This window comes from Flavobacterium sp. GNP002 (genome assembly GCF_054343795.1).
Genome location: NZ_JBTGUW010000001.1, coordinates 2539992 through 2554478, shown reverse-complemented (window position 1 = coordinate 2554478; position 14487 = coordinate 2539992). Strand labels below are relative to the sequence as shown.

The window sequence follows — 14487 nt, the reverse complement described above, 5'->3', positions numbered from 1 at the left end:
TTGACTAATTATAAATAAATCCTAATATGGATTAGGATTGTTTCCTTTTTCATAAATTTGACAAAAATTAAATCCATTGAAGAAATCACTGTTTTTCCTTCGTTATTGTTTACTACTGTTTGTCACTAATTTGGTTTTGGCGCAAGCCCCCAAAAAAATTATTGTAGAAAACTCTGATTTTGCCGATGTAAATCAAGTAGAAGTTCCTGATGCTTTATTGCTTATGGGAAACGTACGTGTCAATCATGATGGCGTTGTAATGACATGTAACAAAGCCTATTATTTCCAAAAAGAAAACTACATAAAAGCTTTTGGAAATGTACAAATGGTGCAAGGTGATACTTTATTTTTGAACAGTAAATATGCGGAATACAACGGAAATGTAAAAAAAGCGTATGCTTCCGGAGATGCCGTAATGAGTTCCCCAGATGCAACTTTGACCACAGAAATAATTAATTTTGACCGAAACATTCAAGAAGTATTTTACGATACTCCAGGGACAATTACGAACAAAGACAATACGCTTAAAAGTAATTCAGGAAGATATTACGTTAAACAAAAAAAATTCCAGTTCCTTACTGCAGTTACCATCACAAATCCAACGTATGTAATTAAATCAAATCACTTGGATTATTTCAGTAATTCCGGGCATTCGTATCTTTTTGGACCTTCAACAATTACCAGTAAAGCCAATTATATTTATACCGAAAAAGGTTTTTATGACACCAAAAAAAATCTGGCGCATTTCCTGAATAAATCCTACATCAGATACGATGATCGAGTGATTAAAGGCGATAGTTTGTATTATGATCGAAACCGGGAATTTGCATCGGCAACACGAAATGTAAAAATAACGGATTCCATCAATCGCGGAATTGTAAAAGGACATTATGCTGAAGTGTATAAAAAACTGGATTCGATGTACGTTACCAAAAGAGCCCTTGCAGTGAATTTTGTCGAAAATGACTCGGTTTACATCCACGGAAAAAAATTAATGGTTACTGGAAAAGAAGGAAACCGAATTATAAGAGCGTTCAATAATGTCCGATTTTTCAAAACAGATATGAGTGGCAAATGCGATTCGATTCATTCGAGTTCCAAAACTGCTTTGACAAAAATGATTGGCAATCCGATACTTTGGAACGCAGAAAATCAAATCACAGGCGATGTAATGCATCTTATAGGAAACAATAACACCAAAAAACTAGATTCGCTCAAAGTCCTCAATAATACATTTATAGTCTCCAAAGACACGATAGGAACCGGCTATAATCAAGTCAAGGGACAAAATCTCTATGGTAAATTTGAGGAAGGTAAACTTCATGATGTCGATATTGTAAAAAATGCCGAAGTCATCTATTACATGCGGAACGAAGCGCAAGAACTCATTGGTATCAATAAGAATGTGAGCAGTAAAATCAATCTTATTTTAGAAAAAAATGAAATCGAAACTATCACCTTTTTTCAGCAGGTAGATGGCGAAATCTATCCCGAAAAAGAATTGCCAGAAAATGCCCGTAAACTGCGAGGACTAGTCTGGCGGGGTGAAGAACGAATAAAATCCAAGGAAGATATTTTTCCTCCAGAAGAAAATGAAGACAACGACAAAATAGCAAAAGCTGCTGAGGCGGCTGAAGCCAAAGAGGATATTCCTATGAAAATCCGAAAAGAAACATTGAATTATGATAAGAAAAAAGGGAAGATAAAGTAATTAGTATCCAATGACAGTTCTCTCAAATTAACAAATAAACGATTAAACAAATAACCGTGAATACCGATTTCTTAAAATACCAAGCGCAAACCTCACCGTATCCATTGGGTATGGAAGTATCACATGCTGTAGGTTCTTACATTTACGATACTAACGCTAAGAAATACTTGGATTTTGTGGCTGGAGTTTCCGCTTGCGCTTTGGGACACCAACACCCAAGAGTCAATCAAGCCATCAAAGATCAGTTAGACAAATATTCTCACGTCATGGTTTATGGCGAATATTCACAAAGTCCTGCGGTACAATATTGCAAATTATTAGCCTCACTCCTACCTGCTCCTTTAGACAAAACCTATTTAGTCAATTCAGGAACAGAAGCTATTGAAGGTGCTTTAAAACTCGCCAGACGAACCACCGGAAGAAGCCAGTTGATTTCGTGTCATAATGCATATCATGGCAATACTATGGGTTCTATGAGCGTCATGGGATTTGAAGAACGCAAACAAATCTTTCGTCCGTTGATTCCTGATGTTGATTTCATCACCTTCAACAACGAAGAAGATTTACAAAAAATAACGACTAAAACAGCTGGAATTATTCTGGAAACCATTCAAGGTGGCGCCGGATTTATTCAGCCGCACAATGGTTTCCTTAAAAAAGTGCGCGAGCGCTGTACCGAAGTTGGTGCGATGATGATTCTTGACGAAATCCAACCGGGCTTTGGGAGAACCGGAAAACTTTTTGGATTCCAAAATTATGATGTCGTTCCTGATATCGTAGTCATGGGAAAAGGAATGGGCGGCGGTATGCCAGTAGGCGCTTTTACAGCTTCATCAGCAATGATGGATTTGTTGAGCGATAATCCAAAACTGGGGCATATCACCACTTTTGGAGGTCACCCTGTCATTGCGTCAGCCTGCTTGGCGACTTTGCAGGAAATAACTGAGACCAATCTCATGGCCGAAGCGATGGAGAAAGAAAAGCTATTCAGATCACTTTTGGTACATCCTTTGATACAAGAAATAAGAGGAAAAGGATTGATGCTAGCAGCAATGACCAAAAGTGCCGATATAACTAACGAAGTGATTCTTAAATGTCAAGACAAAGGACTCATTTTATTCTGGTTACTGTTTGAAGGTTGCGCCATTAGAATAACACCTCCTCTAACCATTTCTGAAGAAGAAATACGAGAAGGTTGCAGTATCATACTTGAGGTAATGGATGAAATAATGAACAAGAATTAATAGTTAAAAATATCTCAATTTGGAGCTATTTATTTTGTCAGTTCGCTCCGCTCGTATCGTGCTATACGTTGTAATCCACGCGAAAGTGTATGATTCCCACTTCAAACGAAGTTCACTGAGCTCCAATTAAAATAAAAGTATAGTGAAGTAATCAGGGCTATAGCATCCGCTTAAAACAAAGTTTTTTTGTTAATTAAATTGTTCACAACAATTCTAACTTTCCCTCACAGTACAAGCACGATTACCTAAATTTATTTAGGCCAAATTAAAAAAACACAGTATGCAATTAAGCAACGAAGAAGAAGACTATAACTTATCCCTGTCTAAATTTGAGTCCATGTTGAAAACCAACAAAGTGCTCTTTTTCGACTCCGAAGAATTTGAAGAAATTATTCTTCATTATCTCGATATGGGTAAGGCCGCTTTGGCAAAAAAAGCACTCAAACTAGCATTGGAACAACACCCAAAATCTACCGGACTAAAATTAGTTCAAGTGGAAATGCTGGTCTATGATGACAAACTCGAATTAGCCGAAAAGCTATTGAATGAGTTGTATGCCATTGAACCAACCAATGAAGAAATTTACATTCAAAAAGCCAATATCTGCTCTAAAAGAGACCAACACGAAAAGGCAGTTGAATTATTAAAAATAGCTTTAAAATACACCGATGATTTTGCTGATGTTTATAATTTAATAGGCATGGAATACCTTTTTATGGACAATCTTGAAATGGCAAAAGAAAGCTTTATCAAGTGTTTAGAAGAAGATTTAGAAGACCAGTCAGCATTGTACAACGTAGTGTATTGTTTTGAGTTTTTAGATCAAAACCAAGAAGCAATCAGTTATTTAAAAAAATACATTGACAAAAACCCATACAGTGAAATTGCCTGGCATCAATTAGGGCGTTTGCATTATGGCGTTAAAGAATATGAAAATGCGATTCGCGCCTTTGATTATGCTACTTTAATCGATGATGAATTCCTTGGTGCTTTCATGGAAAAAGCAAAAGCTTTTGAGCGATTAAAAAAATACGATGAAGCCATAGAAAGCTACAGCAGAACAATCGAATTAGATGATGCGACTTCGTACGCTTTACTTAGAATGGGAAAATGTTATGAAAAACTGGGCAAAAAAGCGTTGGCATTAAAATATTTCAACCAAACCGTTCATGAAGATCCGCTTTTAGATAAAGGTTGGATTGCCATTACTGACTTTTACGTACGTCAAAAAAATTACCAAAAAGCGTTGTTTTATGTCAACAAAGCATTAGCTATTGACAACCAAAACCGCTTGTATTGGAAACGCTTTGCGACTATCAATAAACAAATGAACTTCTTTGAAGAAGCAGAATTTGGATATAGAAAAGCAGTGGAATTTGGTGATTATGGTTTAGACACTTGGTTATTTTGGGTAGATATTTTGCAGTTTTTAGGCGAATTTGAAAGTGCTATTCAAACCTTATTGCAAGCATCTGAGTATTTTCCGGAAGAAAATGAAATTGAATATCGTTTGGCAGGATTGTATTTTATGCTAACGGACAATACCAAAGCAAAATTCCATTTAAGCAATGCTTTGCGATTGAATTTTGACAATTACATCCTTTTAGAAGATTTATTTCCAGTAGTTTGGGCAAAAAAAATGGTGCAGAATTATATTGCAAAACATAAAAAACAATAATGGTTGATACAGTTAGAAAACGCTTTGGATTATTAGGACGCAACATTAGTTATTCCTTTTCTAAAGGATATTTTACAGATAAATTCAATAGCGAAAACTTTGCCGGTTGTACTTATGAAAATTTTGATATTCCAGAAATAGCAGCCTTCCCTGAGGTAATTAAAAACACTTCGGATTTAAAAGGATTGAATGTTACCATTCCGTACAAGGAAACGATAATTCCATTTCTGGATAAATTATCTAAAAAAGCGGAATTAATTGGTGCTGTCAATACCATTAAAATCACTAAAAAAGGAAAACTAAAAGGTTACAATACGGATTATTATGGTTTCAAAAAATCATTAGAACCGTTATTGCAACCGCACCATAAAAAAGCCTTGATTTTAGGCACTGGAGGTGCTTCTAAAGGAGTCGCTTTTGCTTTGGATGAACTTGATATTCCATATACTTTTGTTTCGAGAGAAGCCAAAGAAAATGGAATTGATTACGACCGAATCAACGCAACTACATTTGATAATTACCAAATAATCATAAATGCTACTCCGGTAGGAACAAGTCCTAATGTGGAAGCATTTCCATTAATTCCTTATGAATTTTTCACAGAGAAGCATATAGCTTATGATTTGATTTATAATCCTGCTGAAACACAATTCCTAAAAAAAGCCAAACAACAAGGCGCCCAAATCAAAAACGGCTTAGACATGCTTATTTTTCAAGCAGAGAAAGCTTGGAAGATTTGGAATAAGTAAGTAGAAAAATAATTTAAGAATATTTTAATCGTCTTGTTTTAAAATTAGCATTACTCGTTTTGGGTCATGCTATTTTAAAACAAGACGTTTTTTTATGTCAGTAATTTAAAAGACAAATTGAGGTTTCCCGTAAAACAGTTGGTTATTTATTGTGTTAATTTGACTAACAATCAAATTCTTGAATTTAATTTAACACTTTAAATTATGATAAAAAGAACAATCCTCGTCGAAAACAAATCCTCAATCACGACGAAAAATCAACAATTAGTACTCAAATCCGAAGTTAGGGAAAATGCCATACCAATAGAAGACATTGGTTTCCTAGTTCTCGATCATGCTGAAATTTATCTCAGTATTCCTGCCATCAACTTGATTGTAGAAAACAATACTGCTATTATTATTTGCGGTAGCAATCATCTGCCCAACGGAATGTTTCTTAACCTCAACAGCCACCACATTCAACAAGAAATATTTAAAAATCAAATAGAAGCTTCGATACCACTAAAAAAACAATTATGGCAACAAACCATTATTGAAAAAATTAAAAATCAAGGAGAATTATTAGAAAAAATCACCAAAAATAAGAACACCTTTGAATTTCTTGCCAGTAAAGTATTAAGCGGTGATACTACAAATATGGAAGGCGTTGCGGCACAACAATATTGGAAAAATTTCCCGTTACCCAATCATGAAAAAGACGGCATCAAAAGAGAACGTTATGGCGATTACCCCAACAATTTTTTAAATTATGGTTATGCTATTTTAAGAGCCGCTACTGCCCGTGCGCTATCAGGAAGTGGATTATTGAATACGTTAGGAATTCATCATAAAAGTAAATACAATGCTTTTGCTCTTGCAGACGATATTATGGAACCTTTTCGTCCCATTGTTGACGAAAAAGTTTTTGATATTATGAAACGATATCAAGAACAAGACCTCAACACGGCAATAAAAGCGGAACTATTACAAATGCTTACCCAAACTGTTTATTTTAAGGACGAGAAAAGTCCCTTAATGGTAGGGTTACAAAAAACGGCAAGTTCACTCCAGCAATGTTTTACAGGAGACCGTAAAAAAATTAAATATCCAAAATTATGGAACTTAACGGATACCGAATAATGTGGTTGTTTGTATTTTTCGATTTACCTACAGAAACCAAAAAAGACAGAAGAAATGCCTCTCAGTTTCGAGGAAATTTATTGAAAGATGGTTTCAGTATGATGCAATATTCGGTTTATATTAGGCATTGTGCGAGTGGCGAAAGTGCTGATGTTCATGAAAAACGCATTAACAGACTTGTTCCTGCCTTAGGAAAAGTAAGTGTTTTAAGGATTACAGATAAACAATTTGGCATGATTATCAATTATTTAGGCAAGTCCAAACAAGAAAATATAGATGCACCAACACAGTTAGAGTTATTTTAAACAATACTTTTATTTTTCAAAAAATACATCTGTGTTCCACTTCTCAGGATTTGTTTCGATATAATTAGAAATTCTTTCATAAGACCCACCGTTTCTAATAATGTGATCATGGAACGAACGTTGCCAAGTAAAACCAGTGAAACCGGCTAAATGAATTTGCTTTGAAGAGGTGGTTTTATAGGCACCAATTAGTTCAGATAATGATTTTATTTTAATTTCACAATCAGAAATCAAATTGCTATCAATTTCCAAAATAGCATGGACATGATTCGGCATTATTATAAAAGAATGTAAAACAACATACCCATATTGATTACCCAACCAATTCCACTGTTTTTGTGCAATAGAACCACATTCATTCAATTCCATATATTTATTCATTGACTCGTGTACGGACAGGTCGCGACCTGTCCCTACCGTATTCACATTCCCAAAATAACATTTCCTATCTTGAACACAAATCGTAACGAAATATAAATTATTTTGCGAATAATCATATCCCAACATTCTATTTCGCTTTCTATTTTTCATTAAATTATCATTTAAAAAACAGTATAAATTTCCGTGTACGGAAATTACATCTTATTAATTTATATCTTTTTTTTGAAAATCTGTGGATATTACATCATAATATGCATAATGTACGGACAGATCTCGAACTGTCCCTGCCCAGAAATAAAAAAATGCCTCAATATTGGGGTATCAATCCAAAAAAGAGGCATTTTTTTATACGATATTCTTCCTTATTCTATTGATAATTAGAAGGTAACAAGCCAACTAATATCGTGTTTTCTAATCTTTAATCAAACCACAACGCTGGTATGTTTTAAAACTTTCCCTTTTTTAATATCGTGTTTTCTAATCTTTAATCAAACCACAACCCATTGCTTCAAATGTTTTGAGTTGCCACGAATATCGTGTTTTCTAATCTTTAATCAAACCACAACATTTTCTTGTTCCTCTTTAGTTAGCTGCATAATATCGTGTTTTCTAATCTTTAATCAAACCACAACAACCTGCAATTTTTATCTCGATAAATCTGAAATATCGTGTTTTCTAATCTTTAATCAAACCACAACAATGTTTTATTAATAATTCCCTCAACTGCTAATATCGTGTTTTCTAATCTTTAATCAAACCACAACTAAGCACTCTCGATGTATGCGTAGATGAAAAATATCGTGTTTTCTAATCTTTAATCAAACCACAACAAGGTAAGCCTTGATGGTTTCTTTGAATGAATATCGTGTTTTCTAATCTTTAATCAAACCACAACAAATATGCATTCGCATAAATATTAATTATAAATATCGTGTTTTCTAATCTTTAATCAAACCACAACGAGGTCTTTGAACATTACAATCTTACCTTCAATATCGTGTTTTCTAATCTTTAATCAAACCACAACCATTACATGGTTACACAAGTAAGTCTATGAAATATCGTGTTTTCTAATCTTTAATCAAACCACAACAGTAGTACCATGTGAAATAAATTAAACCCAAATATCGTGTTTTCTAATCTTTAATCAAACCACAACGTATTGCTTCAACAATACCGGATAGATTAGAATATCGTGTTTTCTAATCTTTAATCAAACCACAACTCTCCAGTACAGGAAGAACTGAAAAAATAAAATATCGTGTTTTCTAATCTTTAATCAAACCACAACAATTGAGAAGCAGTAAGAGCTTCGGCATTCAATATCGTGTTTTCTAATCTTTAATCAAACCACAACGATAGCAGTCGCCTTAATTGCGGTAGGTTAAATATCGTGTTTTCTAATCTTTAATCAAACCACAACCGCAATACGGGTTACAGTCTTTAATCATGCAATATCGTGTTTTCTAATCTTTAATCAAACCACAACGGTTGTTCAAGTTATCCAAAATGTAAAATAAATATCGTGTTTTCTAATCTTTAATCAAACCACAACGCAAAACAAAAACAATGTTGCTATACTCAAAATATCGTGTTTTCTAATCTTTAATCAAACCACAACGGTAACATCATCAATAATTGAAATGTTCTTAATATCGTGTTTTCTAATCTTTAATCAAACCACAACAGGAACACCAGCAACCAATTTTACGGTACCAATATCGTGTTTTCTAATCTTTAATCAAACCACAACTAGAAATCAATCCTGGAACCTCAACTGATGAATATCGTGTTTTCTAATCTTTAATCAAACCACAACGGAGTAAACATGACTTATAATTTAAACACGAATATCGTGTTTTCTAATCTTTAATCAAACCACAACAATGAGAGCTTTTAGTTTTGACCCAATTGTAATATCGTGTTTTCTAATCTTTAATCAAACCACAACACTAGAATATATCGACCTAGAGGAATGTTTAATATCGTGTTTTCTAATCTTTAATCAAACCACAACAAAAGTGTGTATTTTTTATCACACATCAATAATATCGTGTTTTCTAATCTTTAATCAAACCACAACAGGACCCCGCCCATTTTATTGTTTCGATTAAATATCGTGTTTTCTAATCTTTAATCAAACCACAACTGAAAGCTACTGCATCCCTGCAGGGCGGATGCCATACCTTTCAGTTGTGGTTTGAGATGTTTAAGAGTTAGAACGAAATGTCAAAGAACATCCAAATTTACAACTTTTCAATTTTACCAGTAGCTGAAAGTTTTACTTTTATAGGATTTTGTGTCCTCCATCCATTTTTCCCTTCACCTAAACTTGTAATTCTAACATAATGAGGAAAATATTCTCTGTTCTGTGAAGACTCTAAATGATGCCTAAATTCAAACAAAGGAGATTTGCCATTATTTGTACTTGTAATAACTTCAGTTTTGTATATGTACTGGCTTAAAAATTTAACATTATATATATTTTCACTAAAAACCTTATCAGAAAGCCCCATTAAAAACATATCATTTCGTTCTAAAGTTTCAACCAATGTTGCACTATTATATTTTTTTGGAATTTGATAAACATCTTCTCTTTTATTGCATCTTTTTGTAACATTCCAAAATGATTCAATGTTAAAATTGTAGCTACCATTTTCATCAACAAAAACCAATGCGTGATGATTGTTTCTGGGGTTTACATATTGTTTTATTTTTGATTTTAATTGCTGTGCATTACCCATTTCTTCTGCAACCCTTACTTTTTTAATAGGAACTGGTTCTCCGTTTTTATTAGGCAAAGTATAAAGTGATTTAATTTTAGTACGCAAGGATTCAATTTTTTCTTTAATCTCCTCTTCCTCTATCTCGGTGTTTTTCGGAGATTTTAATAGTTTTGTTAACTTTTCAATTTCTTTACACAAATTAACTTCAGCTTTTCTAGCTTTAATTATTATCTCTTTAATTTTTACATCAACAATCTTTTCCAATTGTTTATCCGTTTTTAAACTTTCAACAGATTTTCTAATATGATATGCAGGATCCCCACTTGGCGGTGTTCTAAAACCATATAGATTTTCTTTGTGCAATTGCCCTCTCACAGCCATACCTACACTTTTAAAAGTTTGCCCGTTTTTGGTAATCTTCTTTGTGATTTTTGTTAGGATGCTTTTGTTTTGCTTAAACGAAATGAGAATACTATTGATTATATTTTTAGCATCGGTATGAAATCCATTCCAAGGTTCTGGAAAATCTAAATGTTCTTTTTCATGTTCATTCCCTCTTTTCTTGTTTTCAGTTGAAGCATTTTGCTTGCTCAACCGCTGAAAAAAGGATTCTTTTGTTAAGGCAATAACTAAAGCATCAATGGCGTGATGGCGATGATCTTCTCGGTTTTTGATTGGGTCAAATTTTATTTCACCAGTATATTTATCAACCCAAGTTGTTCCTTCAACTATTGTTTGTCCTGCTTCGGGAACTGGTTTAGTGGTTTTTACGGGCGAAAATTCATTTACTTCAGAAACGATATCAAACAACACATAATATTTCCCTTTGCCTTCTTCCATTTCAAAATGATGTTGATTGTCCATATCCGAAACAAAAATATTTTCATCATTTGTAGTGCCTTGAATCAAAATTTGATTTTCTTTAACTAGAGGTCTTTCGTTTAATGCTCTTTCAAAAGTTACATTTTCAAAATCCACATCTAAAACGAGCCAATACTTTCCGTCTTCGATTTCTGCTTCGCATTCATAAATATACGAGGAGAAAAGACCTTCTTTTACTTCTCCAAATAGAAGTATTTGCTTTCCGTTTTTCTTCGGTTGCTCTTCTTTAACTGGTTTTTTAAAGTCCTTATTATTTATTGAAAATGTAGCCCAATAGGTTCCTTTTTCCTTGCCAGTAGCATTTATGGCATTCAATCCATCATTTTTGAATTTTTCCTTTTCAATCTTACCTCTTAAAACAATTTCATTTTCTAAAGTACTTGGTTTGTCTTTAAATACTTGTATAATGTTTTGTGGATTAGACAAAACTAATTTTGCCCAATAATCGCCATTTGCTAAATCTGGTGTATCTACCTGAAATTTAACATACTGCTCTTTCGATTTAAAAACTCCCTTTTCAATACTTCCAGACAAAAGTGTTTCATTTTTATTTGTTGTTGGTCTGTCATAATAAATTCGTTGTGATAAAACAGGTTTTTTATCATTATCTAATACAACATAGTGCGGTATGTGTTTATTTTCTTCAATATGCAAATTTGGAATATCCACCGTCATAATGGGATGTAAAATATTATTCAAACCCCAAAGTCGCCTCAATTCAGCTGTCAAACTCCCTGGCATCACACGAACATCTGAACAAACTTGCGAAAGAATTTCGCTCGTTTTTTTACTTATATAACGAGTGTCATTTAATTGTCGTTGAATAAAATCATTGGTTTCAAATTTTGTTTTCGACACAAATCGTTTTGCTTTAGGATAGGGTAAAACTTTAAAAGCACGTCGCTCAATTTCTTCCCACGATTTTGCACCTCCCCAAAGATTTGGGTCTTTATTAATTTCATAAAAATCGTGAGGCGATCTATTTCCTTTTAAGCCATTAAATTTTGAGTCACACAATGTTTTATTAGCAAAACTATCATCTAATGAAATTGATTTTGGGATGATATGTTCGATTTGAAATTTATTTCCCCTTCCGAGTAAATCAGAAATATTTATCGTTTTATTGGTATAAGGACAAATAGAAATTGGCATTTCTTGATACAATAACACTTTTTGAATATTCTCTCTACTTTGTCTCAAACCAAATTCAATCAATAATTCTTTTGCCTTTTCGTTTTTCTTGTCATTTTCTCTAATTTTATAACCTAACTCTTCCCGTTTAGTTTTGCTATTCTTTAAATCTCGCCCAAGTTCAACCCTAATTTGATCAAACTTTCCTTGTTGAGCAATCAATTCATTTACAAGACGTTTAGTTTCATTTACTCCTTGTTGCACAATTGGATTTCTCAAATTTTGAACAGTATCAATTTTATCTTTTAGTTTTACTTGAACTACATCTTGACTATGATGATATAGTCTTTTAAATCGAACATCATCTTCAACAAATCCATATTTATTTTCAATCAAATAGGCTTTTATTTTTTCAATTGCTTCTCCTTCTTTGTTTGACTTTTCATGATTTATTTTTAGTAATTCCTTTTCCAAGTCGATGTGGTCATTTTTATATAATTCCCATTTCTTACCAAAAGCATTTCTGACACCTGCTAATATAATAGCATCACTTAAACGCAATCCTTTTTTTAGATAGGGTAAAATGTTTTTTATGGCTTTCAGAGAGACACTTGAATAATCTTCTTTTAAATTTACTTTAGATATCTTTTCTTTTTCATTATCAGACAATCCATAATTATAGTTGAGTTTATTAAACAACATATCATTATCATCACAATAATGAAACAAATGCCAAATTCGTTCATATCCGTATTCTATTACATTTTCGCCATTAACAGATTGGAAATATTCTTTTTCAAGTATCGATTTTGTAAATAAAGCGTTTAAATTTTTTGTTGTATAATTACCTATAACTAAAGCATCATCTTCATAATTAAACGTTTCATATTCTAATTTCAATTTCTTTTTTATCTCTATAAAATCAAATTTCTTGTCTCTTGAGTTAATTAGTTCCAATACTTGCAAACGCTGTGATTCTTCCAATCGCTGTTTCTTACCGTATTCAATATTATTGATATATTGCAAAGCACGATACTCTTCATATAAAGGATGTGATATATGACAAGGCGTTTTGCCCTTTTGTAAAAACTTCCCATTTTCATCTTTCAAATCGGGTTCAAATCTGCATTTAGCTAAAAGTCCTTTTTGAGAACGTAGAGGTCTTTGCCAAAACAAAACACTTTCATTACTTTTAAATTTTAAGACTCCTTCCTCATCATTATCTATTCTACCCGCCAAAAATTCTTTTAAAGGAAGTTTGGTTTTAATTTTTAGCAAATATTTTTGTTTATCATTTATTGACAATTCATCATTCAACTCAACTACTTCAATATTGCTTTCTCCTTTTGTTTTTTTGAGATGTTCAATTTTACTATTATTTCTTTTGTTTTTCAAACCACCTTTTAACAAAACTTTTTTCTCGTTTGTGTATTCAATGGTTTCAAGACCTAAATTCGCAGCTTGCCTATTCCAAATTGTTTCGAATTCAGCCACATACATATCACGCAAAGTATATCTTGAACGAACTCGTAATTCATTACCATTTTCATCTTGAATTATTTTAAAAGGTTCTCCCTCTTTTGGCAAAATATCGAATAAATATTTTCCCAACGTTGAATTTTGCAATTCTTTTTGAGTATCCTCTATACCTTTTACACCATCTTTACCTTTATAAATTTTCCCATCATCTTTCCCTTTACGGTTGCTCAAAAAACCCCTTCTTTGAATTAAATGATACAACACTCTACCAAATTCTTGAAGAGTTAAATTCTCGTTTAGTGCTTTATCTCTTAACAAATAGGGATTTTGCTTCAACCACAAACAATAAGTATGATTTTCAAGCAAATGTATTTCTGGAGCCATTCGTCCTTCTTTCTTTTTTTGTTTATCCCATTTGCTCCAAATATCAAGTTCCTCATTTCTAAGAGGACACATATTGAGATTAATAAGTGTTCTCAATAACTTTATTTTCCTTAACCTTTTACGATAAAAACCACGTCGCTGTTGACGACTATTTCGCCGACTTGCATTTTTACTTTCTTCTTTATCTCCAGTTCCAATAGTCTTTGCAACAACTCCTTCTGGAAAAATACGCACTCCAGAATCAATTATTTTTTTATCAACATCATCAACTATCGCCCACCCAATCGAGTTTGTCCCTAAATCTAATCCTAATATTTTTGCCATGTCAATCTGTATTTTGTAAGAATTTTTTAAAATTACGGAGAAAATAGTTATCCATTTTACGGTTTTCCTCATTGCAACTTAACTATTTTTTGTTTAGGTTTGTAATGATTAAAATTTCTAATCTTTAATCTTATCACAATAAGGCTATATGCCGTAGATGAAAATCTTTAGTCCTGCTTCGGTGGGACTTTTTTTTTGAAAAAAATTATCATTGAAATTCAAAAAACCTAGCCCTGATGGCCCTGAAGTATCGAGAGACATCCTTTTCTGCCTCGTTTTTCAAAGGCAAAAAAGATACAGTGATCAGCAGGAAATTGCTTCAAAAAGAACTATTTGCTAACCTAAAACGACTATAAATAAAGGATTTATTTTGA

At 32.8% G+C, this 14487-nt stretch carries 8 protein-coding genes and 1 CRISPR repeat array; of the genes, 6 read left to right on the top strand and 2 right to left on the bottom strand.

Annotation, left to right across the window (positions count from 1 at the left end):
- Window positions 1-76 precede the first annotated feature (76 nt).
- The 6 genes from ACXX80_RS11165 to cas2 all read left to right on the top strand — a co-directional run bounded on the left by ACXX80_RS11165 (window position 77) and on the right by cas2 (window position 6806).
- Window positions 77-1711: an OstA-like protein gene (locus tag ACXX80_RS11165; protein WP_458553241.1), complete on the top strand. Its 1635-nt coding sequence runs from the start codon at window positions 77-79 to the stop codon at window positions 1709-1711.
- 56 nt (window positions 1712-1767) lie between these two features.
- Window positions 1768-2955, top strand: coding sequence for an aspartate aminotransferase family protein (locus ACXX80_RS11160; protein WP_458553240.1), 1188 nt, complete (start codon window positions 1768-1770; stop codon window positions 2953-2955).
- A 280-nt stretch (window positions 2956-3235) separates the two neighbouring features.
- Complete coding sequence (locus tag ACXX80_RS11155; RefSeq protein ID WP_458553239.1) at window positions 3236-4633, top strand: tetratricopeptide repeat protein; 1398 nt, start codon at window positions 3236-3238, stop codon at window positions 4631-4633.
- Entirely contained in the window at window positions 4633-5382 is a 750-nt protein-coding gene (locus tag ACXX80_RS11150; RefSeq protein ID WP_458553238.1) for a shikimate dehydrogenase family protein, read from the top strand. Before ACXX80_RS11155 ends, ACXX80_RS11150 begins: the two co-directional genes overlap by 1 nt.
- Window positions 5383-5586: 204 nt before the next feature.
- Window positions 5587-6501 carry a type II CRISPR-associated endonuclease Cas1 gene (gene cas1 / locus ACXX80_RS11145; protein WP_458553237.1) on the top strand — a complete coding sequence of 305 codons (915 nt, stop codon included), beginning with the start codon at window positions 5587-5589 and terminating at the stop codon, window positions 6499-6501.
- A complete protein-coding gene (gene cas2, locus ACXX80_RS11140) occupies window positions 6477-6806 on the top strand; it encodes a CRISPR-associated endonuclease Cas2 (protein ID WP_458553236.1) in 330 nt (109 codons plus the stop codon). The genes cas1 and cas2 overlap by 25 nt, the downstream gene beginning before the upstream one ends.
- Before the next feature lie 9 nt (window positions 6807-6815).
- Here the strand turns inward: cas2 and ACXX80_RS11135 are convergent, their stop codons facing one another.
- Window positions 6816-7337 (bottom strand): transposase, encoded by a 522-nt coding sequence (locus ACXX80_RS11135; protein WP_458553235.1) that lies wholly within the window; start codon window positions 7335-7337, stop codon window positions 6816-6818.
- Window positions 7338-7585: 248 nt separating this feature from the next.
- A CRISPR array of direct repeats spans window positions 7586-9336; the repeat unit is 36 nt; unit sequence AATATCGTGTTTTCTAATCTTTAATCAAACCACAAC.
- Between the two features lie 97 nt (window positions 9337-9433).
- On the bottom strand, window positions 9434-14113 hold the full coding sequence (cas9, locus tag ACXX80_RS11130) for a type II CRISPR RNA-guided endonuclease Cas9 (RefSeq protein ID WP_458553234.1): 4680 nt from the start codon (window positions 14111-14113) through the stop codon (window positions 9434-9436).
- Between the last annotated feature and the right edge of the window lie 374 nt (window positions 14114-14487).